The 25,987-nt window shown below is 66.8% G+C and carries 22 protein-coding genes and 1 pseudogene; 9 read left to right on the top strand and 14 right to left on the bottom strand.

Features of this window, described 5'->3' with window-relative positions:
- Nucleotides 1-49: 49 nt before the first annotated feature.
- The 5 genes from CV023_RS07485 to CV023_RS07465 all read right to left on the bottom strand — a co-directional run bounded on the left by CV023_RS07485 (nucleotide 50) and on the right by CV023_RS07465 (nucleotide 5,860).
- Complete coding sequence (locus CV023_RS07485; protein WP_284934610.1) at nucleotides 50-544, bottom strand: cytidine deaminase; 495 nt, start codon at nucleotides 542-544, stop codon at nucleotides 50-52.
- A 25-nt stretch (nucleotides 545-569) separates the two neighbouring features.
- Complete coding sequence (locus CV023_RS07480; protein WP_230744848.1) at nucleotides 570-1,853, bottom strand: ABC transporter permease; 1,284 nt, start codon at nucleotides 1,851-1,853, stop codon at nucleotides 570-572.
- Between the two features lies 1 nt (nucleotide 1,854).
- Nucleotides 1,855-3,087, bottom strand: a complete 1,233-nt coding sequence (locus CV023_RS07475; protein ID WP_230744847.1) for an ABC transporter permease — start codon at nucleotides 3,085-3,087, stop codon at nucleotides 1,855-1,857.
- Nucleotides 3,084-4,718 (bottom strand): ABC transporter ATP-binding protein, encoded by a 1,635-nt coding sequence (locus CV023_RS07470; protein ID WP_230744846.1) that lies wholly within the window; start codon nucleotides 4,716-4,718, stop codon nucleotides 3,084-3,086. The genes CV023_RS07475 and CV023_RS07470 overlap by 4 nt, the downstream gene beginning before the upstream one ends.
- 74 nt (nucleotides 4,719-4,792) lie before the next feature.
- Nucleotides 4,793-5,860: a BMP family lipoprotein gene (locus CV023_RS07465; protein ID WP_230744845.1), complete on the bottom strand. Its 1,068-nt coding sequence runs from the start codon at nucleotides 5,858-5,860 to the stop codon at nucleotides 4,793-4,795.
- Between the two features lie 331 nt (nucleotides 5,861-6,191).
- On the opposite strand from CV023_RS07465, the gene CV023_RS07460 reads away from it, so the two are divergent.
- The 4 genes from CV023_RS07460 (at nucleotide 6,192) to CV023_RS07445 (ending at nucleotide 10,808) form a co-directional block, all read left to right on the top strand.
- The gene (locus CV023_RS07460; RefSeq protein WP_230744844.1) at nucleotides 6,192-8,081 is read left to right on the top strand and encodes an ABC-F family ATP-binding cassette domain-containing protein; all 1,890 of its coding nucleotides are present in this window, start codon (nucleotides 6,192-6,194) and stop codon (nucleotides 8,079-8,081) included.
- Entirely contained in the window at nucleotides 8,081-8,425 is a 345-nt protein-coding gene (locus CV023_RS07455; protein ID WP_230744843.1) for a TraR/DksA family transcriptional regulator, read from the top strand. The genes CV023_RS07460 and CV023_RS07455 overlap by 1 nt, the downstream gene beginning before the upstream one ends.
- Nucleotides 8,426-8,591: 166 nt before the next feature.
- Complete coding sequence (locus CV023_RS07450; RefSeq protein WP_230744842.1) at nucleotides 8,592-9,647, top strand: acyltransferase family protein; 1,056 nt, start codon at nucleotides 8,592-8,594, stop codon at nucleotides 9,645-9,647.
- 111 nt (nucleotides 9,648-9,758) lie between these two features.
- A complete protein-coding gene (locus CV023_RS07445; RefSeq protein WP_230744841.1) occupies nucleotides 9,759-10,808 on the top strand; it encodes a homocysteine S-methyltransferase family protein in 1,050 nt (349 codons plus the stop codon).
- A gap of 114 nt (nucleotides 10,809-10,922) precedes the next feature.
- On the opposite strand, the gene CV023_RS07440 is transcribed toward CV023_RS07445, so the two are convergent.
- Nucleotides 10,923-12,065: an alanine--glyoxylate aminotransferase family protein gene (locus tag CV023_RS07440; RefSeq protein ID WP_230744840.1), complete on the bottom strand. Its 1,143-nt coding sequence runs from the start codon at nucleotides 12,063-12,065 to the stop codon at nucleotides 10,923-10,925.
- 89 nt (nucleotides 12,066-12,154) lie between these two features.
- Nucleotides 12,155-13,711: an NADP-dependent phosphogluconate dehydrogenase gene (gene gndA / locus CV023_RS07435; RefSeq protein ID WP_230744839.1), complete on the bottom strand. Its 1,557-nt coding sequence runs from the start codon at nucleotides 13,709-13,711 to the stop codon at nucleotides 12,155-12,157.
- Between the two features lie 125 nt (nucleotides 13,712-13,836).
- On the opposite strand from gndA, the gene CV023_RS07430 reads away from it, so the two are divergent.
- Nucleotides 13,837-14,352: a gluconokinase gene (locus CV023_RS07430; RefSeq protein WP_230744838.1), complete on the top strand. Its 516-nt coding sequence runs from the start codon at nucleotides 13,837-13,839 to the stop codon at nucleotides 14,350-14,352.
- Nucleotides 14,353-14,370: 18 nt separating this feature from the next.
- Complete coding sequence (locus tag CV023_RS07425; protein WP_230744837.1) at nucleotides 14,371-15,774, top strand: GntP family permease; 1,404 nt, start codon at nucleotides 14,371-14,373, stop codon at nucleotides 15,772-15,774.
- A 25-nt stretch (nucleotides 15,775-15,799) separates the two neighbouring features.
- On the opposite strand, the gene CV023_RS07420 is transcribed toward CV023_RS07425, so the two are convergent.
- The 3 genes from CV023_RS07420 to rsmA are packed head-to-tail and all read right to left on the bottom strand — an operon-like array spanning nucleotide 15,800 to nucleotide 18,422.
- Nucleotides 15,800-16,522, bottom strand: a complete 723-nt coding sequence (locus tag CV023_RS07420; RefSeq protein WP_230744836.1) for a FadR/GntR family transcriptional regulator — start codon at nucleotides 16,520-16,522, stop codon at nucleotides 15,800-15,802.
- A complete protein-coding gene (locus CV023_RS07415) occupies nucleotides 16,519-17,469 on the bottom strand; it encodes a 4-(cytidine 5'-diphospho)-2-C-methyl-D-erythritol kinase (RefSeq protein ID WP_230744835.1) in 951 nt (316 codons plus the stop codon). Before CV023_RS07415 ends, CV023_RS07420 begins: the two co-directional genes overlap by 4 nt.
- Entirely contained in the window at nucleotides 17,466-18,422 is a 957-nt protein-coding gene (gene rsmA, locus CV023_RS07410; protein WP_230744834.1) for a 16S rRNA (adenine(1518)-N(6)/adenine(1519)-N(6))-dimethyltransferase RsmA, read from the bottom strand. Before rsmA ends, CV023_RS07415 begins: the two co-directional genes overlap by 4 nt.
- Here rsmA and CV023_RS19115 point away from each other — a divergent pair.
- From CV023_RS19115 to CV023_RS07400, 3 genes and pseudogenes are all read left to right on the top strand, one after another.
- A pseudogene (locus tag CV023_RS19115) lies at nucleotides 18,334-18,987 on the top strand (class I SAM-dependent methyltransferase); the annotation flags it as partial. The gene rsmA and the pseudogene CV023_RS19115 overlap by 89 nt on opposite strands.
- A 504-nt stretch (nucleotides 18,988-19,491) precedes the next feature.
- On the top strand, nucleotides 19,492-19,716 hold the full coding sequence (locus CV023_RS19110; protein WP_413336772.1) for a THUMP-like domain-containing protein: 225 nt from the start codon (nucleotides 19,492-19,494) through the stop codon (nucleotides 19,714-19,716).
- An 89-nt stretch (nucleotides 19,717-19,805) separates the two neighbouring features.
- Nucleotides 19,806-20,639 carry a sulfurtransferase gene (locus CV023_RS07400; RefSeq protein WP_230744832.1) on the top strand — a complete coding sequence of 278 codons (834 nt, stop codon included), beginning with the start codon at nucleotides 19,806-19,808 and terminating at the stop codon, nucleotides 20,637-20,639.
- Between the two features lie 166 nt (nucleotides 20,640-20,805).
- Here the strand turns inward: CV023_RS07400 and CV023_RS07395 are convergent, their stop codons facing one another.
- From CV023_RS07395 to CV023_RS07380, 4 genes are all read right to left on the bottom strand, one after another.
- Nucleotides 20,806-22,467: a glycoside hydrolase family 3 N-terminal domain-containing protein gene (locus CV023_RS07395; RefSeq protein WP_230744831.1), complete on the bottom strand. Its 1,662-nt coding sequence runs from the start codon at nucleotides 22,465-22,467 to the stop codon at nucleotides 20,806-20,808.
- Nucleotides 22,468-22,535: 68 nt separating this feature from the next.
- Nucleotides 22,536-24,068, bottom strand: coding sequence for a mannitol dehydrogenase family protein (locus tag CV023_RS07390; RefSeq protein ID WP_230744830.1), 1,533 nt, complete (start codon nucleotides 24,066-24,068; stop codon nucleotides 22,536-22,538).
- The gene (locus CV023_RS07385; RefSeq protein ID WP_230744829.1) at nucleotides 24,065-25,000 is read right to left on the bottom strand and encodes a carbohydrate ABC transporter permease; all 936 of its coding nucleotides are present in this window, start codon (nucleotides 24,998-25,000) and stop codon (nucleotides 24,065-24,067) included. The genes CV023_RS07390 and CV023_RS07385 overlap by 4 nt, the downstream gene beginning before the upstream one ends.
- Nucleotides 24,997-25,947 (bottom strand): carbohydrate ABC transporter permease, encoded by a 951-nt coding sequence (locus CV023_RS07380; RefSeq protein WP_230744828.1) that lies wholly within the window; start codon nucleotides 25,945-25,947, stop codon nucleotides 24,997-24,999. The genes CV023_RS07385 and CV023_RS07380 overlap by 4 nt, the downstream gene beginning before the upstream one ends.
- Between the last annotated feature and the right edge of the window lie 40 nt (nucleotides 25,948-25,987).

The following is a 25,987-nucleotide window of genomic DNA, read 5'->3' as shown; positions in this document are numbered from 1 at the left end:
TCGGTTCAATGCGATCCTCGGTTCAGTGCAATCAGTGCAATCAGCGCGCTCAGTGCTTCGCGGCGTGCTGGTCCTGCGCACGGCCGCGCAGGTGGTCAGGCCCGAAGGCCTCGGGCAGCACCACGGAGAGCGGAGAGCGGCCGCTGGGCATGTTGATGACCAGGTCGTTTCCGCCGTGTTCGAACAGCAGCTGCCGGCAGCGTCCGCAAGGGACGAGGGTAGTGCCGTTGCCGTCGACACAGTCGAAGGCGACGAGACGACCGCCGCCGGACATGAACAGGTCCGTGACCAGAGAGCACTCGGCGCAGAGGGTGACCCCGAAGGAGGCATTCTCGATATTGCAGCCGCTGACGATACGTCCGTCATCGACGAGGGCCGCTGCGCCAACCGGATACGAGGAATAGGGCACGTAGGCCCTCGTCATGACTAGCGCTGCTTCATCTCGCAGCAACGCCCACGTGTCCTCGCTCAGGTCCTCGACCGAGACGGGGGTGGGCTCTTCGCTCCACACTTGTTCGGAGGCTTCGACATCTGCAGAAGTCACGAGGGTACCTCTCTGTGTTCGTGAACTATTTGACGTAGGGGACGCCTTCGGCCGCGGGCGGACGGACACGTCCGACGAACCCGGCGACGGCGAAGACCGTGACGATGTAGGGCAGCATCAGCAGCAGCTCGTTGGCCACCGGGGTGCCGATGGACTGGAGCGTGTTGCCGAGGCTCTTGGAGAAGCCGAACAGCAGTGCCGCAAGCAGCGCGCCCTTCGGGTTCCATTTGCCGAGGATCATCGCGGCCAGGGCGATATAGCCCTGCCCGGCCGACATCTCCTTGCCGAAGGCCAGCCCCGATCCGACGGTGAAGAACGCACCGCCGAGTCCGGCGATGGCTCCGGCCATGAGCGTGTTGCGCACGCGGGTGAAGTTGACCTTGATGCCCACGGTGTCCGCGGCCTTCGGGTGTTCGCCGACGGCCCGCATCCGCAGTCCCCACTTCGACCGGAAGACGAAGATCTGCAGGGCGATGACGACGACGTACATGATGTAGACGAGGATGTTCTGGTCGAAGAGCACCCGGCCGAGGATGGGGATGTCCGAGAGCAGCGGAATCGGCAGATTCGGCAGCTTCTGACGGGCGTTCCACAACTCGGGATTCTCGGTCAGCACCGTCGAGTAGAGGAAGCTCGTGAGGCCGACGACGAGGACGTTGAGGACGACGCCGATGATGATCTGGTTGACCCAGTACTTCACCGCGAAGAAGGTGAGCACCACGGCCACGAGGGCACCGGCGATCGGGGCGGCGAGAAGTCCCGCATAGGGATTCTTGACCACCGAGGCGACCACCGCGGCGAGGAAGGCCCCGGCGAGCAGCTGGCCTTCGATGGCGATGTTGATGATGCCCGAGCGTTCGCCGACGAGGCCGCACATGGCGCCGAAGATCAGCGGCACGGACAGCGCCAGGGCGCCGGCGAGCAGCGTCGTCAGCGGGATCACGCCGCCGCTTCCACCGCCGGCCCAGGCGAGGAAGGAGACGACGAAGACGATGCCAAAGAGCATCGGGAACCACGAGCCGATGCTCCGGCGATTGACCGCCAGGTAGATCGAGACCGCCGCCATGGCGACGAGGATGATCGAGAGCACGAGGCCGGCGGCCTGGGCGGGCACGACGATCTCGGGGATGGCGAAGAAGTCGCCGCTGGTCGCAATCCGGAAGGTCGTCTCACCCTCGCGGCCGATGATGCCGAAGAAGATGAGGGAGACGAGGCCGAGGATCGTATAGACGATAGGGAACTTCCACGCGATCGGGGTCAGCGACTTCGACTGCGCAGCAGGTGTTGCTTCAACGGTCTGAGCGGTCATCTCAGGCCTCCTTCCGCTTGAGCACCGGCGTGGGCAACCGGAAGATCGACCTCACCAGGGGCGGGGCCGCGATGAGCAGCACGATGACGGACTGGACGACGAGGACGATGTCGATCGGCGTGCCGGTCTGCGACTGCATGAGGTAGCCGCCGGCCTTGAAGGCGCCGAAGAGCAGACCGGCGAGGAAGGTGCCCAGAGGCTTCGACCGCCCCAGCAGGGCCACGGTGATCGCATCGAAGCCGATGGACCCGCTGATCCCGCCGGTGAGTTTGTATTCGGTGCCGAGCACCTGGGCGGCTCCGCCGAGTCCGGCCAGCGCGCCGGCGACGACCATCACCAGGATGGTCACCTTGGACACCGAGATGCCTGCGGTGCGGGCCGCGTGCGGGTTCGCACCGACGGCCTTGAACTCGAAGCCGACCGTCGAACGCTCGAGCAGCCACCACACGAAGATCGTGGCGAGGATCGCGATGATGAATCCGAAGTGGAGCCGGAAGGGTGCGGGCAGGAGCAGGAACATCTGCGCGGAGTCGTCGACGGTGCGCGACTGCGGGTTCGCCGAGGCGGTGTGCGTGAACCAGCTCTGCTTGAGCAGGTAGCCCAGCAGGTAGCCGGCGATCGAGTTGAGCATGATCGTCACGATCACCTCGTTGGCGCCGGTCCGTGCCTTGAGCACGCCGGCGATCCCGGCCCAGACGGCGCCGCCGATGATGCCGCCGAGTGCGGCCACGAGCATGTGGACGACGGGAGGCAGGGGCAGCGCATAGCCGAGGAATCCGGCGATCGTCGCGCCGAGGATGACCTGGCCCTGACCGCCGATGTTGAACAGTCCCGAGCGGAAGGCCAGGGCGATGCCGAGGCCGGCGAGGATGAGCGGTGTGCCGTTGACCATCGATTCGGTCAGCGGCCGGATCGAGCGCTCGGCGGTCCTGGCGTCCCAGTCGAAGACCGCGCCGCGGAAGAGCGCGGAGTAGGCCTCACCGATGGTGGTGAAGAGGGTGGAGAAGAAGGAGCCGGGGGCCGCGAAGAGGTTCTTCGCCGCCTCGACGACCTCGGCGTTCGACACGGCGATGAGGATGCCGCCGAGCAGGAGGGCGACGATGATCGCGAGCACGGAGACCAGCCAGGATCCGGACAGGATCTCCTGGAGCAGATTCTGTTCCTTGCCCGGCTCCGCCTCGGCGGTCGGTGGTGGAGCCGGCGATGGGGCCGCCGGGGAGATATCGGTCGTCATTTGGTCTCCTCCGCCGAGGTGGTGGCTGAGTTCTCATTCGCACCGGCGGCGTGGTTCGCCGAGGTGGTGGTCGGCTCGGCAGCGTCGGTCGCTGCGGCCGGGGCCTCGCTCGCGGTGGCGGCGAGTGCCTCTTCGGCCGGGACACCGGCCATCATCAGGCCCAGCGCCTCACGCGAGGTGTCGGCGCCGACGATGCCGACGATGCGTCCCGAATACATCACCGCGATCCGGTCGGCGAGGCCGTAGACCTCATCGAGTTCGGTCGAGACGATGATGCACGGGGTGCCGGAGTCACGCTCGGCGATGACGCGCTTGTGCACGAATTCGATCGAACCCACGTCGAGTCCGCGGGTCGGTTGGCTGGCGATGAACAGGCGCAGCTGCCGGCCGAGCTCGCGGGAGAGCACGACCTTCTGCTGGTTGCCGCCGGAGAGCGTGGCGATCGGATCGACGACGCTGCCGAGTCGGATGTCGAATTCCTCGACCTTCTTCTTCGCCTCCTCGGTGATGACCGAGGACTTGAGGTTGAGTCCCTTGGCGTAGGGTGCGCGGTCGTAGACGTCGAGGATCATGTTCTCGCGGATCGCGAACTCGGCGATGATGCCGTCGGTCGACCGGTCCTCGGGGACGAAGCCGATTCCCGCGCCGAGGCGGTCCTTGACGGATTCTCCGACGAGGTTCTTCCCGTCCAGGCTGATCGTGCCCAGGCGCGGTTCGGTCAGTCCGATGATGGTCTCGGCCAATTCGGTCTGCCCGTTGCCCTGCACACCGGCGATCGCGAGGATCTCACCTCGGCGCACATCGAAGGACACGTCGTCGACGACGATGTTCTCGGCTTTGTCGACCACGGTGAGGTTCCTGACCTGGAAGGTCGCGTCACCGGGATCGGCATCGTCCTTCTCGGTCGTCAGCGACACGGCACGGCCGACCATCTGGCTGGCCAGCTCCGCCTCGGTGGAATCCGGGGAGGCCTCCCCGACGATCCTGCCGCGGCGGATGACCGTGATCGAATCCGCGATCGCACGGACCTCGCGGAGTTTGTGGGTGATGAAGACGATCGAGGTGCCCTGCTCCTTGAGCTGGCGCATGATCGAGATCAGCTCATCGGTCTCCTGCGGGGTGAGCACGGCGGTGGGCTCGTCGAGAATGAGGATCTTGGCGTCGCGGGAGAGCGCCTTGATGATCTCCACGCGCTGCTGGGCACCGACGGGCAGGTCCTCGATGAGGGCATCGGGGTCGATGTTGAAGTTGAATCGGGAGGAGATCTCGGTGACCTTCTTCCGCGCCTCGGCGAGGTCGATGAGTCCGAGGTTCTTCGTCGGCTCGTAGCCCAGCGCCACGGATTCGGCGACGGTGAAGACGGGCACGAGCATGAAGTGCTGGTGGACCATGCCGATGCCCGCCGCCACCGCATCACCGGGACCGGAGAACTTCACCGGCTCGTCGTCGATGAGGATCTCTCCCCCGTCGGCGTCGTAGAGTCCGTAGAGGACGTTCATCATGGTGGACTTGCCGGCGCCGTTCTCACCCAACAGGGCGTGGATCTCGCCCGGTTCGACGGTGAGGTCGATGTGGTCATTGGCCACGAACGATCCGAACACCTTGGTCATCCCGCGAAGCTCGAGTTTCACTGCTCCCGGTACTCCTCACAAATTCGAAAACTGCAGGGCCGAATCGTCTCGGCCCTGCAGTTTAACCTATCCGCTTATTTCGGCGTGCTCTCGGATTCCACGGTCAGGCTGCCGTCGATGATCTGCTGCTTGAGATCCTCGACCTTCTTCTTCACGTCTTCGGGAACCTCGTCCTCGAAGTCGTGGTACGGAGCCAGTCCGACGCCTTCGTTCTCGAGGGTGCCGACGTAGGGCTCGGCGGTGAAGTTGTCGTCCATGCCCTCCTTGATGGTGTCCTCGACCGCGTTCGCGATCTCCTTGACCACCGAGGTGAGGATGATGTCTCCGTATTCCGTTGACTCATAGCCGTCGGAGTCGACCCACACGAGCTTGACGTCATCGGCTTCCTTCGCAGCCGCGGCGGCACCGAGGCCGACCGGGCCGGCGACGGGCATGATGACGTCGGCACCCTGGGAGATGAGCTGCTTGGTCAGCTCCTGGCCCTGGCCCTGGTTCTCGAAGTCGCCGGAGAAGGATCCGTCCTGCTTGTCCTTGTCCCAGCCGAGGAGTTTGACGTCCTTCTTGTTGTCTTCATTGAACTTCTTCACGCCGTCGGCGAAGCCGTCCATGAAGATCGTCACCGAGGGAATCTGGATGCCGCCGAAGGTGCCGACCTTGCCCGATTCGGAGGAGGCCGCTGCGACATAGCCGGCGAGGTACGCGGCCTCGGCGGTGTTGAACACGACGGGCTTGGCGTTGTCGACGGTCACCGGATTGCCGTCGGCGTCGGAGAAGGTCGAGTCGATGAGCGCGAAGTTGAGGTCGGTGTTCGCCTCGGCGGCCTCCTGGATCGTGTCTTCGAGGAGGAAGCCGACACCGAAGGTGAGGTTGCAGCCGGCCTGAACCATGTTGTCGACATTCGGCTTGAAGTCCGCATCGCCCTGCGATTCCGCGTCCTTCTCCTCGATGCCGAGGTTCTTCTTCGCGTTCTCCAGGCCTTCCTTGCCGGACTGGTTGAACGACTGGTCGTCCCAGCCGCCGGAGTCCGAGACCATGCAGGCCAGGTAGTCCTCAGCGGAGTCTCCGCCGCCGCCTGAACCGCAGGCCGAAAGAACAAGGGCGGATGCAGCGATCATCGACACCGCGGATGCGAGCTTCTTCACGTTGACTCTTCTCTCATTACTGACAATGGCACCGGTGGAGGCCACGTCTGCCTCTGCCGAGTTTGTGAAACCACTGGGTGAACTGTCATATTTTGGTGAGTTTCCCGACAGTCTAATGCACTCCGAGCACGCGTCACGCGCGTCTAGCACCCGAATCCGGAACACCGATATGAAACCGCAATAATCTGTCATGCGGACCTGCCGAGGCGACCGCGCAATCCCGCGCGATGATCGACGGTGGCGACCACCTCGGCGCGGGTGGGCGCGATGACGGCTGCGGGTGCGAACGATGACGGCCGCGACGCGCTCGTGCTCTAGGCTAGAGGGCGTTATGGCACATCTTCTCGGGGCCGAAGCCCTGCACCTCGAATACCCCACCCGCGTCGTCTTCGACTCCGTGACCATCGGCGTCGACACCGGGGACATGATCGGCATCGTCGGGCGCAACGGCGACGGCAAGTCGAGCCTGCTGGGCATGCTCGCCGGCACCATCGATCCCGATGCCGGGAGGGTGACCTACCGGGGTGGCCTACGGCTGGGCATGCTCGGCCAGAGCGACGACCTCGACCCCGAGGCGAGCGTCGGCTTCTCCGTCGTCGGTGACATGGCCGACTACGAATGGGCGGCCGATCCCAAGGCACGCGACATCATCTCCGGGCTCATCGCCGATCTCGACTGGGATGCCCCGGTCTCCAGCCTCTCCGGCGGACAGCGACGCCGGGTGGCCCTGGCCGCCCTGCTGATCGGCGACTGGGACCTGCTCATCCTCGATGAGCCGACAAACCACCTCGACGTCGACGGCATCGCCTGGCTGGCGGCGCATGTGAAGAACCGGTGGCCGAAGAACTCCGGGGCTCTGCTGCTCGTCACCCACGATCGGTGGTTCCTCGACGAGGTGTGCACGAAGACCTGGGAGGTCCACGATCGGATCGTCGAACCCTTCGAGGGCGGATACGCGGCCTACGTCCTTCAGCGCGTCGAACGTGATCGGATCGCGGCAGCGACCGAGCAGAAGCGTCAGAATCTCATGCGCAAGGAGCTGGCCTGGCTGCGCCGAGGTGCTCCGGCCCGGACCTCGAAGCCGAAGTTCCGCATCGAGGCCGCAAACCAGCTCATCGCCGACGTCCCCGAGGTGCGCAACCCCATCGAGCTGAAGAAGATGGCGACCGCCCGACTCGGCAAGGACGTCGTCGATCTGCTCGATGTGTCCAAGAGCTACGACGGTCGCGCGATCCTCCACGATGTCACCTGGCGGATCGGCCCCGGCGAGCGCACAGGGATCCTCGGGCCGAACGGAGCGGGCAAGTCGACCCTGCTCGGGCTCATCGCCGGCGAGGTCGAGGCCGATGAGGGACGCGTCAAGCGCGGCAAGACCGTGCAGATCGGCGTTCTCGATCAGCAGTTCAAGGACCTGGCGGGGCTGCGTGGACGCAAGGTCCGCGAAGTCCTCGCCGATTCGAAGACGAGCTTCACGATCGAGGGCAAGGACTACACTCCCGCCCAGCTGCTCGAGAGGCTCGGCTTCGCCAAAGAGCACCTCTCGGCTCGAGTGGGCGATCTCTCGGGCGGCCAGAAGCGCCGGCTGCAGCTGCTGCTTCTGCTCATGTCCGAACCCAATGTCATCATCCTCGACGAGCCGACGAACGACGTCGACTCGGACATGCTCGCGGCCATGGAGGATCTGCTCGATTCCTGGCCGGGCACCCTCATCGTCGTCTCCCACGACCGCTATCTGCTCGAACGCGTCACGGATCAGCAGTACGCGATCCTCGACCACGGCCTGCGCCACGTGCCCGGCGGAGTCGATGAGTACCTCAAGCTGCGAGCAGAGGCGGCTCGGGCCTCGGGCCCGGGCGGCTCCGGTGGGGCCGCCTCGGCGAGTGGTGCCGCATCCGGGGCCTCCGGTACGGACGCTGGGACTGCCTCCGGGCAGGACGGCTGCGGGCAGGACGGCTCCGGGCAGGACGGCTCCGGGCAGGCTGGCGGGACCAGACTCTCCGGCGCCGAAGCGCGCGCGGCGAAGAAGGAGGTCTCCTCGATCGAGCGCCGCATGGACAAGCTCAACCAGCGCATCTCCCGCGCCCATGAGGAGATGGCCGAGCACGATCAGACCGACTTCGAAGGACTCGCCGAACTCACGGCCTCCCTGCGGACGCTCCGGGATGAGATGGACGAACTCGAGGAGCGGTGGCTCGAAGCTAACGAAGCGCTGGAAGCCTGATGGTCGACGAGAAGCGGATGCGCGAACTCCTGGATGCGGAGGACCGCGACACCCAGAGCCTCATAGCCTCGCTGTCCTCGAGCATCGAGGACCTCGCCGCCGCCCGCGAGGGTGACAACAGCGACGACGAACATGACCCGGAAGGCTCGACGCTGGCCTTCGAACGCTCCCAGTCCGAGACCCTGCTGCGCGAGTCCCGGCAGCGACTGACCGAGATCGCCGCGGCGCTCGAGCGTCTCGACGAGGGCACCTTCGGCCTCTGTGTCGTCTGCGGAGAACCCATTCCCGAGGTCCGCCTCGAAGCCCGCCCCTATGCCGCGACCTGCGTGGCCTGCGCAAGCTGAGCGACGGCGCAAGCTGAGCGACGACGGCGGCTGCGGCCGTCCTCATCGGCGATCTCTGGGGTTCGAGAACCTGCTGGGGTCCGAGAACCTGACAGCCACCTGAACCGCACCTCAAAGCGTTATCAAATCTTTATTATTCGCGCGGTGATTCAGCTATCGTGTCCGGGTGCCCACTCGTGACTATCGCCTTGACCGCGCCAAAGGCATCCTCATCTTCACCGTCGTCCTCGGCCACCTGCTGGCGAGGACCTCGCCGTGGGGCGACGATGCGCTCAGCGCACCGATGTACCTCATCTACTCCTTCCACATGCCGGCCTTCGTCTTCCTCGCCGGCATCACGGCGAAGTCGAACCGACTGCCCGAGAGGATCCTGAACTTCCTCGTTCTCCTCGCCGCGGTGCTGCCTCTGATGTGGGCGTGGATGTCGATGTTCGGCCTCGATCCCGACTACAGCCTGCTCACTCCGTTCTGGTACTCCTGGTTCCTGCTGTCGATGGCGTGGTGGATGGTCACCGTGCCGTTCATCGAACGGTTCCCTCGGGCCGTCCTGGTCACCTCGGTGGCCGTCGGCCTCTTCGGCGGCGTCCTGCCGATCCTCGACACGGAGCTCTCGGCTGCTCGGACGATGGTGTTCTGGCCCTTCTTCGTCATCGGCAAGCTCTACGGAAAGCAGATCCTCGACTGGGCCGGCAACCTCGCGATCTGGCAGAAGCTCGGGCTCAGCGCGGCCGCGCTCGCCGCCATCACCGCCTTCTACCTCGACGATGTCGACAACGACTGGCTTTTCGGCAGCCTCAACTTCGCCCACTTCCACGTCGGCATCCCCGAAGGGGTGGGCATCCGACTGATCCTCGACATCGGAGCCCTGCTGATGACGCTGACGCTGCTCGCGTGGGTGGGCGAGAAGCAGAATGTGCTCGCCACGATCGGCCGCCACAGCCTCTCTGTCTACGTCCTCCACGGATTCGTCGTCCGCGGCCTCCAGCCGGCACTCGACGACAGCCTCGAGGTCATCGGGCCCATCGCCGTCTTCGGCATCTGCCTGGGCATCGCCGTGCTGGTCACCTGGATACTGTCGTGGGAGCCCTTCGATCGAGCCCTGCGCTGGTACGCCACGACGGTGTCCGGCCTCCTCCTCCGCCCCTTCGCCCGACTGCGCTCCACACCGGGCCGACACTCCGCCGCTGCGGAACGGAAGGCTCCGGCCACCTCGGCGAATTGAAATATGTCATTGTGACGCACGCAACACAGCTCGTCGTGCTTTCATATCGAGGTTCGGGTCTCCACCCGAGCGACACCTGCCCCTCCTCACACATCACTACGGAGAGCACCCATGACCGAGACCAATCCACTCACCGCCCGGCTCGATGCCGGCCCCGTGATCTGCGCCGAAGGCTTCCTGTTCGAGCTCGAGAAGCGCGGCTACCTGTCCGCCGGTGAATTCGTGCCCGAGGTGGCGCTCGAGTTCCCGGACGCCCTGCGGTCCCTGCACGTGGACTTCCAGCGCGCGGGCTCCGACATCGTCGAGGCCTTCACCTACAACGGCCACCGCGAGAAGATGCGGGTCATCGGCAAGGAGGACCTGCTCGAGCCGCTCAACCGCTCGGCCCTGCAGATCGCCCGCAGCGTTGCGGACGCCAAGCCCGGGAACTTCATGGCCGGCAACATCTCGAACTCGAACATCTGGGATCCCGACAACGTCGAGAAGCAGAACGAGGTCCGCGCCATGTTCACCGAGATGGTCGGCTGGGCCGTCGACGAAGGCGCCGATCTCATCGTCGGTGAGACCTTCTACTTCGCCGAGGAGGCCATCGCCGCCGCCGAGATCGCCAAGGCCAGCGGCCTGCCCGTCGTGCTCACGCTCGCGCCCATGGCCTTCCAGGAGATGGCCGACGGGGTCGGCATCGTCGAAACCGCGCAGCGTCTCGAACAGCTCGGTGTCGACGTCGTCGGCCTCAACTGCTTCCGCGGGCCGGCGACGATGCTGCCGTGGCTGCGCCAGATCCGCGAGGCCGTGTCCTGCCACGTCGGTGCCCTGCCGATTCCCTACCGGACCACGGAGAAGGAACCGACGTTCTTCAACCTCTCGGATCCGACCGCCGAGGTGGCTTCACCGCACGGACGCACCTTCCCCACCGCGTTGGATCCGCTGCAGACCAATCGGTATGAGATCGGCGCCTTCGCGAAGGAGGCCTACGAGCTGGGCGTCAACTACATCGGCGTGTGCTGCGGGGCGACCCCGATGCACATCCGCGAGGTCGCCGAGGCGGTCGGGCTGACCACCGAGGCGAGCCGCTTCTCGGAGAACATGCGCAACCACTTCATGTACGGCGACAACGAGCGCCTTGCAGAGAACGTGGTCGCTCTTGGGCCTACTGCCTGAGGTTCGGTCCTGCGCCACTTCGCAATATGCACCGAGAATGACACAACCACCCGTTGCTACGGGTGGTTGTGTCATTTTGTGTAGGACGTACGCACGAAAGGCCGTCGCGCTGCGTCAGGCTTCGGCCGTCACACCGATCGAGTCGAGTGCTGCCTCGAGGCGGGCGACCGTGCTGTCGATGTCGCCGAGCTTGTCGAGCCCGAACAGGCCGATGCGGAAGGACGAGAAGTCCTCGGGTTCATCGCACTGCAGGGGCACGCCGGCGGCGATCTGCACGCCGACCTCCTTGAAGTCGGCGCCGGTGGCCAGCTTCGGGTTGTCGGTGTGGACGACGACCACGCTCGGCGAGGCGAACTCGTCCGAAGCCACCGAAGGCAGACCGCGATCGGCGAAGACCCGACGCACCCGCTCACCGAGCTCACGCTGAGCCGATTCGAGCTTGTCGAAGCCGCGCTCCTCGGTCTCGCGCATGAGCTCGACATTGTGCGTGAGCGCATCGGTCGGCATCGTCGCGTGATACGGGGTCCGACCCTCCTCGTAGTCATCGGCGATCGACAGCCACTTCTTCAGATCCATCGCGAAGCTCGTCGACGTCGATGCTTCGACCGCGACCCGACCGGCCGAACTGAGCATGACGTAGCCGGCGCACGGCGATCCGCTCCAGCCCTTCTGCGGGGCGGAGAGGAGCACATCGACGCCGAGGTCGGTCATCGAGGCCCACATCGCACCCGAGGCGATGCAGTCGAGGACGAACAGGCCACCGACCGAATGCACGGCCTCGGAGACGGCCCGGACGTAGTCGTCGGGCAGCAGCATCCCCGAGGCAGTCTCGACGTGGGGAGCGAACACGACATCGGGCTTCGCGCGCTCGATGGCGGCGACCACCTCGGCGACGGGAGCCGGTGACCATGCCGACTGGTGCTCGGGACTGTCGGCCGAGGCCTTGAGCACGGTCGTCTCGGAGGCGATGGCTCCGGCGTCGAGGATCTGCGACCAGCGGAAGGAGAACAGACCGTTGCGCACGATGAGCGCCTTCTTGCCGGTGGCGAGCTGGCGGGCCACCGATTCCATCGCGTAGCTGCCGCCGCCTGGGACGATGGCCGCCGACTCGGCGTCGTAGGCCGAGCGCAGGATCCGGTTGATGTCCTGCATCACGGACACGAACCGCTTCGACATGTGGTTGAGCGAGCGGTCGGTGAAGACCACTGAGTATTCGAGCAGGCCGTCTGGGTCAACATCTTCGTGTGGCAAAGTCATGGTCCTAACATAGCCACTCATCCGGCACTCCGGCCACCGGCGTCGTGCTGTGAGACCGGCAGCGCGGTGCCTTCAGCGTGAGTGGCGAATCAGATCTCGGTCTCGCCCCGGTCACCGGACCACCGGGTGTGGAATGTGCCTGCACGATCGATGCGTGCATACGTGTGGGAGCCGAAGCGGTCCCGCTGCGCCTGGATGAGCGCCGCACTGCCGGCTTCGGTGCGCAGCCCGTCGTAGTAGGCCAGGGTCGAGGCAAGGCCGGGCACCGCGATGCCGCGGCTGATCGCACGGATCACGGTGGAGCGCAGAGCATCCTGACATCGCCCGGCGACGTCGCGGACATAGCCGTCCGCGAGCAGGGTCCCAGTCGCGGTCTCGGCGCTGTAGGCGTCGACGATCCGGTCGAGCAGGCGCGCCCGGATGATGCATCCGGCCTGCCAGATGGAGGCGAGCTCGCCGAGGTCGATCTCCCACCCGTACTCGCCTGCACCGGCGGAGATCTCGTGGAATCCCTGCACATAGGCCATCACCTTGCCCAACAGCAGACCCCGTCCGATCTCGTCGACGAGCGCCGCGCGCTCGTCACCGTCGGGAACAGCCGTCACGTCAGCGGTGTCGCCGACATCGAAGCCGGGGACGGCGCCCGCGTGGGAGAGCGGCCCATCGAGCCGTCTGCCCTCGACCCGCAGCTCCGCCGCGGATGACAGAGATCGGGAGAAGACCGCCTCGGCGATGGTGGGCACGGGCACCCCGAGGTCGAGTCCCGTCTGCGCCGTCCAGGCACCGGTGCCCTTGGCCTGCGCCGCATCGGCGACGATGTCGACGAACGGACTGCCCGTGGCGGCGTCGACATGGGCCAGCACATCGGCAGTGATCTCGATGAGGTAGGACCCGAGCTCGCTGTCGTTCCACCGTTCGAAGACCTCGGCGATCTCGGCCGGGACCATGCCGAGACCGTCACGCAGGAGGGTGAACGCTTCGGCGATGAGCTGCATATCGGCATATTCGATGCCGTTGTGAACCATCTTGACGAAGTGGCCGGCCCCGTCGGCGCCGATATGAGCGACGCAGGCCGAACCGGAGTCGGCGGACGATCCGGTATCGGCGGGCGAGCCGGAATCCGCCACCGACCCGGAGCCGGCGTCCGAGCCGTCTCCTGCTCTGGCCGCGATGGGTTCGAGAAGCGGACGCAGACGGTCCCACGCTGCGCTCGATCCGCCGACCATGAGCGAGGGGCCGAGCAGTGCACCGACCTCTCCCCCGGAGATGCCGACACCAGCGAACTCGATGCCGGTGTCCTCCAGCTGCCGACCGCGTGCGATGGTGTCCCGGAAATGCGAATTGCCGCCGTCGACGATGATGTCACCAGGGGCGAACACCTCCGTGAGGTCGGCGATCGCCGAATCTGTCGCTCGTCCGGCATTGACCATGAGGATGGCCACGCGCGGGCCGGTGAGCTTCTCGGCAAGGTCGGCCGGACTCGAGGCGACAATGAACTCTGCCTCGGGGAAGTCCGCTGCAACCGTCTGCGCACGGGAGAGGTCTCGGTCGTAGATCGCCACCCTGTGCCCGGTCTGACGAGCGAGGTTGCGGGCCAGATTCGACCCCATCACGCCGGTTCCGATCACCGCGACATCGGCCTTCATCAGCATTCCCCTTTCCTGGGAGCGCTGGTATTGACAGTCTCTCGCCACCAGCACTACGGTGCAATAAATCTGTTTTATTAGCTGATTATAGGTTTTTCCTCATATTTTATCGAGAGGTTTCCGACATGGGCCACAGCCCTTCCCTTTCACCACTCGTCATCATGGGTGTCTCGGGAACCGGCAAGACCGTCCTCGGCGCGCAGGTGGCGCAGGCCCTCGACCGTCGCTTCGTCGATGCCGACGATCTCCACTCCACGGCGAACAAGGCGAAGATGGCCTCGGGCACACCGCTCGACGACGATGACCGCGCCCCGTGGCTGGAGTCCGTGGCCGCCGAAGCCGCACGTGCTCCGGCGCCGGTCATCGCCTGCTCGGCCCTCAAGCGCTCCTACCGCGATCTGCTGCGCACGGCCGCGCCCGACCTCCTCTTCATCCACCTCGACGGTCCCCGCGAGGTCATCGCCCGACACCTGGCCCGCCGCGACCACGAGTTCATGTCCCCTGATCTGCTCGACTCCCAGCTGGCCACGCTCGAACCTCTCGCACCCGAGGAAGCCCACGCCGTCGTCGACGTCGACCAGCCGATCCCGGAAGTCCTCGACGCCATCCTCGACTGCCTATCCGCCCACCCGTCCACCTGACCTCAAGGAAGAGGAACAATGACCGATCTCGACTTAGCCTGGACCCTGTCCTCGCCGGCACTCCTCGGACTCGCCGCCTTGGCCATCGCCCTCCTGCTCCTGCTCATCATCAAGGCTCGGCTGCATGCCTTCATCGCCCTCGTCATCGTCAGCGTGCTCACCGCCCTGGCCTCGGGCATCCGTCCCGGAGATCTCATCGACGTTCTCTACGACGGCTTCGGCTCCACTCTGGCCAGCGTCGCCCTGCTCGTCGGACTCGGCGCGATGCTCGGGCGCATGCTCGAGCTCTCCGGCGGCGCCGAGGTGCTCACCGACGCCCTCATCCGAGTATTCGGAGAGAAGCGGGCACCGCTGGCGCTCGGCGTGACTTCCCTGCTCTTCGGGTTCCCGATCTTCTTCGACGCCGGCCTCGTCGTCATGCTGCCGATCATCTTCACCATCGCGCGCCGGCTCGGCGGATCCCTTCTCCTCTACGCAATGCCCGCGGCCATGGCGTTCTCCGCGATGCACATCTTCGTGCCCCCGCACCCCGGTCCCGTGGCCGCCTCCGGTCTGCTGGGAGCGAATATCGGACTCGTACTCATCTGCGGGCTCATCATCGCGATCCCCTCCTGGTACCTCACCGGCTATCTCTTCGGACTCATCATCGGCAGACGCATCGACGTCACTGTTCCCGACGTCCTCTCAGGCGGGAAGAACGACGCCTTCGCCGAGTTCTCCTCCAAACCGAGGCTCGGCCAGGTCGTCTTCCTCCTCGTCCTTCCCCTTGTGCTCATCTTCCTCAACACCGGGCTCAACTTCGCTGGAGAGGCCGGCTGGGTCGACACCGAATCCACGCTCATTGCGTCCCTGCGGCTGCTCGGCGAGACCCCGATCGCGCTGCTCATCACCGTTGTCTTCGCCATGTGGCTGCTCGGGTGGCGGCAGAACAAGGGCCGCAGTCTCGTCGAGACAGTCGCCGACTCAGCGCTCGGCCCGGTCTGCTCGATCATCCTCATCACCGGCGCCGGCGGCATGTTCGGCGGTGTTCTGCGTGCCAGCGGCATCGGCGACTCCCTCGCCGATTCGCTCGCAGCTCTCGGACTCCCCGTCATCGTCGCCGGCTTCGTCATCGCAGCGATCGTACGAATCGCGCAGGGTTCGGCCACAGTGGCGCTGACCACGGCGGCCGCGCTCGTGCAGCCGATCGTCGTGGGCAATCCGGACTTCTCGAGCCTGCAGGTCGTGGCCATCGTGCTCTCGCTGGCTGCCGGATCGGTGTTCGCCAGCCATGTCAATGACTCCGGCTTCTGGCTGGTCTCCCGATTCTTCGGCATGGACACGAAAACGACGCTGAAGACATGGACGGTCGCGGAAACGCTGCTGGGCACCGTCGGCTTCGCGTTCAGCCTCGCCCTCTACGGTATCGTCAGCCTGTTCTGAAGCGCGGGCGCCGGACCCGACGCCCTCAGCGGCGCGGGCGCCGAGGTTCGTCGGCCCAGACGCTGCCCATCTCGTCATCGGCCTTCGCCACGATCTTCGCCATCGCCTCTCTGGCCTTCTCCGGGTCCTGCCGTCCGATGGAGTCGGCCACATCGAAGTGCCACTGCAGGGCGTCGGGGTGTGGGAACTGCGGCATGAGTCCGGCTCCGGTGCGTCCGGCGAGAATCTCACCGATGACTGTGTCGAAAGCGGCGAAGAGCTCATTGCCCCCTGCCCCGAGGACCGCCCGGTGGAAGGCCACATCGACGTCGAGGAACGCTGCGACGTCCCCCTGCCGACCGCTCGAGCGCATCCGGGCGGCCAGGGTCATGATCTCCTCGGCGGCCTCGGCCGGGGCGTACTGAGCCGCCAGCGCCGCCGCCTCGGGTTCGATGGCCACGCGCAGCTCGGTCAGCGAGCGCAGCTGTCCCGCCGGAGCCTCGGTCATTCTCCACCGGATGACAAGCGGATCGAGCAGTGTCCATTCGGACATCGCAAGAATGACGAGCCCGAGCCGCTTCACGGGCCGCAGCATGCCGAGTGATTCGAGGACGCGCACGACTTCGCGCACGACCGACAGCGACACGTCGTAGCGTGCCCGCAGATCCTCGGCCCTGATGATCGTCCCGGCGACCAGCCGACCGGCGACGATGTCCTGGCCGATCTGATCCCGCAGATGTTCATGGAGATTGAGACGATTCGACGTCACGGATTCTCCACCACGTGCGCGCCTGGGGCGGGACCGATCGTCCGCAGCGCCTCCTTGACTCCGCGGGTGGCCTGCAGCAGAACCGCGAGGTCGAGGGCGTGGCGGGCATCGCGGGCGAGGAAGCCGATCGTCGGCCCGGATCCGCTGAGCAGCGGGAGCAGGGCACCGGCGTCGTGGCCGGCGTCGATCACTTCGGCGAGTTCCGGCATGACGGCGACGGCGGCCTCGGTGAGGTCGTTCGCGGCGGCCGTGGCCAGTGCGTCCGGGTCGCCGGCGGCGAGCCCGGTGAGCACCTCTGCGGGCACCTCGACGGCTTCGGGTTCGGGGTTGAGCTCGTCGAAGCGCGCGTAGATCTGCGGTCTCGGCAGCTGCCGCGCCGAGGTGGCCATCACCCAGTGGAACGATCCGCGGGTGAGGACGGGGCTGAGGCTCTCCCCGCGACCGTGTCCGATGGCCGTGCCCCCGCGCAGCAGGAAGGCGACATCGGCCCCGAGCTCGACGGCGCAGTCGCGGAGCAGTCCGTCCGGGACTCCCCCGACGAGGTGCGCGGCACCGCAGAGTGCGGCGGCCGCATCGGCGGAACCGCTGCCCATGCCGCCGCCGACGGGCACCTGTTTGTCGATGACGATGTCGAGGTCGCGGAGGACGTCGACGTCGCGTTCGTCCTCGAGCGCGGTGATGAGCGTGCCGACGGCCCGGCGCGCCAGGTTCGCTTCGCCCCCGGGCACCTCGTCGTCGCCGTAGCGTCCGGTGACGACGATCGAGGAGGTTCCGCCGGGGATGAGCGTGAGGGTCTCGCCGAGGTTGAGCGCCTGGACCACCGTGGCCAGTTCGTGGTCTCCGTCGTCATCGACCGGACCCACGCCGAGGTGGACGTTGATCTTCCCCGGAGCTCGCACTTTCACCGGTGCCAGGGTTCCCGAGCGCGGGCGCAGCTGGGTGCTCATGTCCGGCCGTTCTCCGGGGCTGGCCGGTCCGCGCCGGGCCGGTCCGCGCCCGGCTGGTCCGCAGCGGCCGAGTCCCCGGCAGGCTGGTCCGAGCCGGTGTCTCCAGCGGGCCGGTCCGCAGCCACCTGGGCGAGCCGCTCGAAGTCGGCGACGCCGAGGGCCTCACCGCGGGTCTTCGGATCGATGCCCGCGGCGATGAGGAGTTCTTCTGCTCGCGCCGCACTGCCGGCCCAACCGGCCAGCGCGGCGCGCAGGGTCTTGCGGCGTTGGGCGAAGGCCGCGTCGACGACGCCGAACAGGCGTCTGCGCTGCTCGGGGTCACGGTCGGTGCGGCTGACGTCGATGTGGACGAGCCCGGAGTCGATGTTCGGAGCCGGCCAGAACACGTTCTTGCCGATCCGACCGGCGAGGCCGACCTTGCCGTACCACTGGGCCTTGACGCTCGGCACCCCGTAGGTGCGCGAGCCCGGGTCTGCCGCGAGGCGTTCGGCGACTTCGAGCTGGACCATGACGAGCACCGAGGACAGGCTCGGGAAGATCTCGAGGAAGTGCAGGAGGACGGGCACGGCGACGTTGTAGGGCAGGTTCGCGACCAGGGTGTCGGGGGCCTCGGGCAGCACGGTGACCTTGAGGGCATCGGCGTTGACGAGGTCAAAGTTCGCGGTGGCCTCCGAATCCCCGTACTTCTCGATCGTGTCCGGCAGCCGCGCGGCGAGGACCTCGTCGATCTCGACGGCGGTGACGCGGTGCCCGGCCTCGAGCAGTCCGAGGGTCAGCGAACCGAGCCCTGGACCGATCTCGACGACGCTGCTGGCCGGTTCGAGGCGGGCGGCGGTGACGATCGAGCGCACGGTATTGGGGTCGATGACGAAGTTCTGGCCCTTCTGCTTGGTCGGGCGCAGACCGATGTCGGCAGCGATTTCGCGGATGTCGCGAGCGGTCAATAACGTCACAGCAAACAACTTACATCACTGGTTCTCAGGCACAATCACCGAACACACGGCACAGTCCCCGCCAGGCGATAGGGTGAGCGATATGGATCCGCAGACACTAACCGAACTCCTCGACGTCTCCGTCCTCGATCGGCTCGACCGCATCGACGAGCTGCCCGCCGAGGAGCTCGCCCGCTCGAAGGCGCTGCGGAAGGAAGGCTATTCCGCCGAGGTGACCGCGGGCCTGCTCACGCAGGCGCAGCTGCGCACGGAGGCGGCAACGAAGCTCGGCCCCTTCGCCGAGGACATGCTCTTCACCCGTGACGGCCTGGCCCAGGCCACCCGCCTGCCGGTGGCCGCGCACCATGCCCGCCGCCTCCTCGGCGAGTCGGCAGAGGGCTCACGCATCGCCGACCTCGGCTGCGGGATCGGCGCCGACTCCATCGCCTTCGCCGGGATGGGAGCCAAGGTCACCGCCGTGGACTCCGACGAGGTCACCGCCGCCATCGCCGCCTTCAACCTCCGGCATCTCCCCGACGTCTCCGTCGAACACGCCCGCGCCGAGGACATCGACACCGCAGGCTTCGACGCCCTGTGGTTCGACCCGGCCCGGCGCACGATAGGCAAGGCCGACAAGCGCGGATCGACCTCTCGGATCACCGATCCCGAAGACTTCTCCCCGTCTCTGTCCTGGGTCGTCGACAAGGCCATCGCTGCGAAGGCCGCGGGCGTCAAGCTCGGGCCCGCTCTCGAACACGAACTCATCCCCGACGAGGCCGAAGCGCAGTGGGTCTCCCACGCCGGCGAGGTCGTCGAGGTCTGCCTCTACTTCGGCGAGGCCCGGCAGCGCACCGGCCGCAGCGCGCTGGTCATGGCTGAGCGCACCCTGCTCGTGCACGAGGATGATCTGCCGGACGATGATGAGGACGGGATCGGCGAACTCGGAAGCTATCTGCTCGAACCCGATGGGGCGATCGTCCGCGCCGGCCTCGTCACCGCTCTGTGCCGGCCGCTGCAGGCGCGCCGACTCCACCCGACGATCGCGTACCTGACCACAGATGTCGAACCGTCCGGTCCCGCCGCCGCAGGGGTGCGCGCCTTCGAGATCATCGACACGCTGCCGGCGAAGATCCCGAGTCTGCGCAAGGAGCTGATCGAGCGCGGAATCGGCTCGGTCGTGATCAAGAAGCGCGGGGCCGACATCGTCCCCGACCAGGTCAGACGCCAACTCAAGCTGCCCAAGGGCGAGAAGGCCACCCTCATCTTCACCCGACTGGGCGGAAAGCACGTCGTGCTCCTGACCAACCCGGTCTGACCGGTCCACTCTGACCGGCCCCAACCGTCACCACCGCCAACCACGTCACCACCCCGATCACGCCACCACTTCAATCAAGGAGAACCGAGATGACCCGCTCCGAGGTGCTCATCACCGCCGATGAACTGCTCCCCCTCCTGACCTCCGGTTCCGCGCCGAGGCTGCTCGACGTGCGGTGGACCCTGCCCAAGCCCGATGGCCGGGACGACTTCGCTGCCGGGCACATCCCCGGCGCGATCTACGTCGACCTCGACACCGAGCTCGCCGATCACTCGAACACCGATCCCACGGCCGGACGCCACCCGCTGCCGAGGTCCGCGGACTTCGAGGCCAGCGTGCGGTCCTGGGGCATCGGCTCCGATACCGAGGTCGTGGTCTACGACGACAATTCGGGACTCGGTGCCGCCCGCGCCTGGTGGCTGCTGCGCTGGGCCGGCCTGTCCGCCCGAGTTCTCGACGGTGGTCTCGCGGCCTACCGGGCCGCCGGAGGCGAGGTCGAGACCGGTCCGGGCGCGAGCGTGGAGCCCAGCGAGGTGACCATCACGCCCGGCGTCCTGCCCGTCATCGACGCCGATGCCGCGTCCGCTTGGACCGGGGTCTTCCTCGATGCGCGGGCCGGCGAGCGCTTCCGCGGTGAGACCGAGCCCCTCGATGCGCAGGCCGGGCACATCCCCGGGGCGAAGAATGTCCCGGCCACGGGCAACGCCCCGGACGGTCAATTCCTCGCCGAGGCGGAGCTGCGTGAGAGGTTCGCCGAACTCGGTGCCTTCGAGCAGCCGGTCGGCGTCTACTGCGGTTCCGGCGTCACGGCCTGCCACAATGCGCTGGCCCTGGCAACGCTCGGCGTCGAGGCGAGCCTCTACCCTGCCAGCTGGTCCGGCTGGTCTTCGGACCCCGCACGCCCCGTCGAGACCGGGGCCTGAGCCCTCCTCGACCTGCTCCCCGCCCACTGCCTGAGCTCAACGGCCTGCGCGCCGAGCTCCCCAGCCACTCCCGAGGAGTTCAGGACGAAGAGTTCAGGACGATCCGTGTCGAAAGATCCCGACATTCCCGACACAGATCGTCCTCAACTCGACAGATGAATCGTCCTCACCCGCAGTCGGGAGCCTTGTCGCTGCCCTCGTAGTCCACGGGCAGCTGACCCGAAGCCTCGAGATCGCCCTTGAGCCACTTGACCACGGCGCCCAGCGCATAGGGGTTGGAGTCATAAGCGGTGACCGCGGACTTCGCCGAGGTGCTGCGCATCGTCCACGGGGCAGCGGTGCCCACGGCCACCTCGGCGGAGGTGCCCGGGCTCAGACTCACGCTCGTGCCACCGGAACCGACCTCCAGCCCTGCCTTCTTCGCGGCCTCGGTCAGCGCGGCCTTCTCCTTCTCGCTGCCGCCGACGATGGAGATCGCATCCGTGCCGACGAACGAGCACTTGCCCTTGAGCACGGTCAGGGACTTCTCGGCCACCTCGGTGAGCACCTTCTCCGGATCCTCCGATCCGTCCGCCTCCGATCCGTCCGCCGCCGCGTCCACCGCGTCGGACCCCGAGTCTCCGGTCTCCCCGGCTGACTTCTGCACCTCGGCGGTGGCCAACTGCATCGCAACGACGCGTTCGGCCTTGGCCACCAGATCGTCCTTCTTCAAAGTCCCGTCGCCCAGGGCGCTGACCACGGCCTTCTGCGCGGCCGCGGAGTCCGGAGGCATGAGTGCGAGGTCAGCCCCGGCGGCGAGCGCCTTGACGGTCTCTCCCCCGGACAGGTTCTGGTCCACGGCCTCCATGTTCAGGGCATCGGTGACGATGACGCCGTCGAAGTCGAGCTTGTCCCGCAGCGCCGCGTAGGCCTTCTTGTTCAGGGTCGCCGGGGTCGTCTTCGCATCGGGCAGCCCGATGTGGCCCATCATGACCATTGGGATGCCCGCGTCGACGGCGGATTCGAAAGGCAGCAGGTCCGTGTCCGCGAGCTCGTCGATGCTCTTCTTCGACACCGGCAGGCTCTTGTGCGAGTCCACGTCCAGGCGACCGTGGCCCGGGAAGTGCTTCGCCGAGGTCGCAACCCCTCCGAGGCGATACCCGGTCGTCGCATCGCCGACCACCTCGGCGGCCTGCTTGTGGTCATCGCCGGCGGAGCGGACGTTGACCGCCACGTCCTTCTCCCCCGTGGTGACGTCGGCATCGGGGGCGAAGTCGATGGTGAAGCCGAGGTCGGTGAGGTTCTGACCCTGGACCTTCGTCGCGGTCTGCGTGAGTTCAGAGTCCTTCGCAGCGCCGAAGGCCATGAGCGGCGGGAACGGCAGTGCCGCGGTGCTCAGCCGGGAGACGGGACCGCCCTCCTGATCGACGCCGATCGACACCGGCTGGTCTTTCGTCCGCGCTCCGCTGATCGCTTCGGTCACGCCTGTGACCTGGTCGGAGGTGGGATTCTCGGGCAGGTTGTCGGCCATCACGATGACCCCGCCGAGGTGGCTGCCCTCGACCATGTTCACCGCGGTCTGGGTGTCGGTGCCCGACCAGGTGCCGATGATGAGCGATCCGGCGAGCTCCTCGTCCGAGAAGTCCGCGACGATGTCCTTCGCTTCATCCGCGAAGTCCGCGGGTTCGACCTCGCTGGGCTCCGGGCTCGGGGTGCTCTCAGCCTGAGCCTGACCCGACTGCGCGTCGCCGCCGGATTCTGCACCGGGATCCCTCTCCGCAGATCCGCCGGAGCAGCCGGCCAGGGCGAGCGCGGTGGTCAGAGCGATGATGCCGAGTCTGGGTCGCATGCCACCATGCTAAACGCCGAAGCTGAACCCACGGCGTCGCGGGTGACTCACAGCTCCTCGCAAGTGCCTCAGAGCTCCTCGTGGGCGGCGAGCAGGCGGAGGGTCTCGGCCGCTCCGCGTTCGTGCAGCGAGCGCAGTGCCGTCAGGTAGGGCTCGGTGAAGCGCGGCGCCTCGGCCAGCGTGCCGAAGAACTGCTTCTGGCGGAGGAAGGCGAGCGGATCCTCATCCTGCGTTCCGGCGATCTCCCGAAGCCGGTCGGCATAGCGGTCGACGATCGTGAACGCCTCGCCGTGTTCGCCGGTGCCTTCAGCGTAGCGGGCCCAGGAGGCACAGATCGCGGCCGCCACCTCGACCGGGTCCCCGGAGGCGAGGTTGTCGTTGATGACAGGGACGAGCCATTTCGGGATGCGGTCGGAGGATTCCGCGCCGAGGCGGGCCAGGGTGTCGCGGACCTCGGGGTTGGAGAAGCGTTCGATGAGCGTGGTTTTGTAGGCCTCGAGGTCGATTCCCGGCAGAGGTTCGAGGCTCGGTGTGCCCTCTTCGTCCATGTAGCGCCGCAGGTAGGCGGTCATGTTCGGATCGTTCATGGCCTCGTGAGCATAGGTGTGTCCGGCGAGGATTCCGAAGTAGGCCAGGCCTTGGTGTCCGGAGTTGAGCAGGCGCAGCTTCATGTGCTCGTAGGGTCGGACATCGTCGACGACCTGGACGTCGACCCGTTCGTAGTCGGGTCGACCGTCGGTGAAGGAGTCCTCGAGCACCCATTGGAAGAAGGGTTCGGCGACGACGGGCCAGGCGTCGATGATGCCGGTCTCATCCTCCAGCTCCGTCCGGTCGGCATCGGCCGTGGCCGGGGTGATGCGGTCGACCATCGAGTTGGGGAAGTCGACATAGGTCTCGATCCACTCGGCGAGCTCCGCATCGAGGAGTCGGGCGAAGGCCCCGAACATCCTCTTGGCCACGTGTCCGTTCTCAGAGATGTTGTCACAGGACTGGACCGTGAACGGGGTGGTTCCGGCTTCGCGCCTGAGCCGCAGCGCTGCGATGACAAAGCCGAACACGGTCGCCGGTGTCCGACCGGCGCTCAGAGCCTCGACATCGGCGACGACGTCCGGATCGTCGGCGATGAACTCACCGGTGACCGGGTTGACGTTGTAGCCGCCCTCGGTGACGGTGAGAGAGACGATGCGGATGGCCGGATCGGCGAGCAGGGCGAGCAGCCCCTGCGGGTCATCGGGAGCGAAGCGGTAGTCGATGATCGACCCGATCACGCGGCGCTCCCTGGTGCCGTCGGCGTGTTTGAGGGTGAGCGTGTAGAGGTGGTCCTGGGAGGCCAGTGCATCACGCATTCCCACATCGTGTGGGAGGACCCCGGCGCCGATGATGCCCCAGTCCATCGCCTCCCCTGCGTTCATCAGGTCGTCGAGGACCATCGCCATATGGGCGCGGTGGAAGCCGCCGACCCCGAAGTGGACGACTCCCGGCCTCACCGCCGCCCGGTCGTAGGCGGGAACGGCCACATCGTTCGCGGCGATGGCCTCGAGGTTCGAGGTGCGCAGCGGCAGGGTCGCACCGCCTCGGCGCGGGTGTGCTTCGGTGCTCATTTCACGGCTCCCATCGACAGACCCTGGACGAGTTTGTCCTGCGCCGCGATGCCGGCGACGAGCACGGGCACGGAGATGATCAGCGAGGCCGCGCACACCTGGGACAGGAACAGGCCCTGGGAGGTGACGAAGCTGGTCAGGAAGACCGGTGCTGTGGATGCCGCCGTCGAGGTCAGCACGGTGGCGAAGAGGAGTTCGTTCCAGGAGAAGATGAAGCAGATCAGGGCCGTCGCCGCCAGTCCGGGTGCGGTCAGCGGCAGCAGGATCTGGACGAACACGCGCGGCAGGCGGGCCCCGTCGAGTTCGGCGGCTTCGAGCACCTCGAGGGGCACCTCAGCGAGGAAGGAGCGCATCATCCACACCGCGATCGGCATGTTCATCGCCGTGTAGATGATGATGAGCAGCAGCCACGTGTCGAGGATTCCGAAGGACTTCGCGACGAGGTAGACGGGCAGCAGGCCCGCGACCATCGGCAGCATCTTCGTCGAGAGCAGGAAGAAGAGGACGTCGGACCAGCGTTGGATCCGCCGGATCGCCAGCGAATAGGCGGCCATGGTCGAGAGCACGAGGACGATGAGCGTCGACACGATCGCCGCGAATGCCGAGTTGATGAGGAAGGGCCAGGGGTTCGCGCCGTTGCCGCCGCCGAAGAAGTTGACGTAGGAGTCAAGGGTCAGCGGGGCGAAGTAGCTCGGCGGGTTCGTCGAGGCGTCGGTCTCCGCGTGGAGGCTGGTCAGCAGCATCCACAGCAGCGGGGAGACGAAGATGAGGGCGATGGCCCAAGCGAGCAGTCCGAGCAGGATCTTACCCGTCCGGCCCTGCCCGGGACGCCGCTGGGCCTTCGCCTTCGGGGTGGGCTCGTGGGCCTTCGCCGAGGTGGCGGTGCCGGCTGAAGCGATGTCCGCCGAGGCGGTGCTGTGCTGGGTGCTCATGAGTTCCCCTCCTTGAGCAGGGTCGAGGCCGTCCGGAGGGCGAAGGTGGCGATGATGAGCGAGGCGATGACGACGATGACGCCGACCGCCGAGGCGACTCCGTAGTCCTGGGCGACGAAGAACTCCTGGTAGATGACGTAGGGCAGGGTCGCTGTGCCCAGCCCGCCGGAAGTCATGGTGAAGACCATGTCGAAGTTCTGGACGATGTAGATGGTGCCCAGCAGTGCCGCGAGTTCGATGTAGCGGCGCAGGTGGGGCAGGGTGATGAAGCGGAAGGTCTGCCAGGGTCCGGCACCGTCGACCAGGGCCGCTTCGTAGACGTCCATCGGCCGCGACTGCAGTCCGGCGAGCATGATGAGCATCATGAACGGAGTCCACTGCCAGACGAGGACGATGCCGATGCCGAGCAGCGGAGAGGAGCTCATCAGATCCGGCTGCGGTGCGCCCTCACCGAAGACGGTGGTGAGCAGGCCGTTGAGGAAACCGTACGAGGGGTTGAAGATCGCGTGCTTGAACAGCAGCGCCGCAGCCACCGGCACGACGAGGAAGGGGGTGATCATCAGAGTCCGGACGATGCCGCGGCCGATGAACTTCCGGTCGAGGAGGAGCGCGATGAGCAGCCCGAGCAGGGCCGAGACGAGGACGACCCCGACGGTCAGACCCACGGTGACGAACACGGCCCGGAGCAGGTTCGCATCGGTGAAGACAGCGATGTAGTTGCTCAGGGTGCCGAAGGCGATGTCGTCCGGATAGGCGGCGTTCCAGCTCATGAACGAGATGATGATGGTGATCGCGAACGGGATCTGGGTGACGACGATGACGAAGAGCAGAGCCGGCAGCATCGGGGCGCGTTTCGACCACCGCTCCCGGGCACTGGGTTTGGCGGCGGGCGTCACCCGAGGCGGGCGATCTGCGGCCGGCGCTGACTGCGCGGCTGGAGCTGACATTTCACAACCTCCGAGGCTGGGGTGAGAGCGGGGACGGACG

The organism is Brevibacterium sp. CCUG 69071 (genome assembly GCF_021023135.1).
GTDB lineage: Bacteria > Actinomycetota > Actinomycetes > Actinomycetales > Brevibacteriaceae > Brevibacterium.
Note: the sequence above shows the minus strand (reverse complement) of the source record. Positions and strands in the feature narration are given on the sequence as shown.

Excerpts from the sequence above, each read along its gene's own strand:
- CV023_RS07440 (WP_230744840.1), bottom strand. The coding sequence starts at position 12,065 with ATGACTTTGCCACACGAAGATGTTGACCCAGACGGCCTGCTCGAATAC.
- CV023_RS07430 (WP_230744838.1), top strand. The coding sequence starts at position 13,837 with ATGGGCCACAGCCCTTCCCTTTCACCACTCGTCATCATGGGTGTCTCG.
- CV023_RS07445 (WP_230744841.1), top strand. The coding sequence starts at position 9,759 with ATGACCGAGACCAATCCACTCACCGCCCGGCTCGATGCCGGCCCCGTG.
- CV023_RS07455 (WP_230744843.1), top strand. The coding sequence starts at position 8,081 with ATGGTCGACGAGAAGCGGATGCGCGAACTCCTGGATGCGGAGGACCGC.
- CV023_RS07480 (WP_230744848.1), bottom strand. The coding sequence starts at position 1,853 with ATGACCGCTCAGACCGTTGAAGCAACACCTGCTGCGCAGTCGAAGTCG.
- CV023_RS07395 (WP_230744831.1), bottom strand. The coding sequence starts at position 22,467 with ATGCGACCCAGACTCGGCATCATCGCTCTGACCACCGCGCTCGCCCTG.
- CV023_RS07460 (WP_230744844.1), top strand. The coding sequence starts at position 6,192 with ATGGCACATCTTCTCGGGGCCGAAGCCCTGCACCTCGAATACCCCACC.
- CV023_RS07425 (WP_230744837.1), top strand. The coding sequence starts at position 14,371 with ATGACCGATCTCGACTTAGCCTGGACCCTGTCCTCGCCGGCACTCCTC.
- CV023_RS07475 (WP_230744847.1), bottom strand. The coding sequence starts at position 3,087 with ATGACGACCGATATCTCCCCGGCGGCCCCATCGCCGGCTCCACCACCG.
- CV023_RS07380 (WP_230744828.1), bottom strand. The coding sequence starts at position 25,947 with ATGTCAGCTCCAGCCGCGCAGTCAGCGCCGGCCGCAGATCGCCCGCCT.
- CV023_RS07390 (WP_230744830.1), bottom strand. The coding sequence starts at position 24,068 with ATGAGCACCGAAGCACACCCGCGCCGAGGCGGTGCGACCCTGCCGCTG.
- CV023_RS07385 (WP_230744829.1), bottom strand. The coding sequence starts at position 25,000 with ATGAGCACCCAGCACAGCACCGCCTCGGCGGACATCGCTTCAGCCGGC.
- CV023_RS07400 (WP_230744832.1), top strand. The coding sequence starts at position 19,806 with ATGACCCGCTCCGAGGTGCTCATCACCGCCGATGAACTGCTCCCCCTC.
- gndA (WP_230744839.1), bottom strand. The coding sequence starts at position 13,711 with ATGAAGGCCGATGTCGCGGTGATCGGAACCGGCGTGATGGGGTCGAAT.
- CV023_RS07415 (WP_230744835.1), bottom strand. The coding sequence starts at position 17,469 with ATGAGCACCCAGCTGCGCCCGCGCTCGGGAACCCTGGCACCGGTGAAA.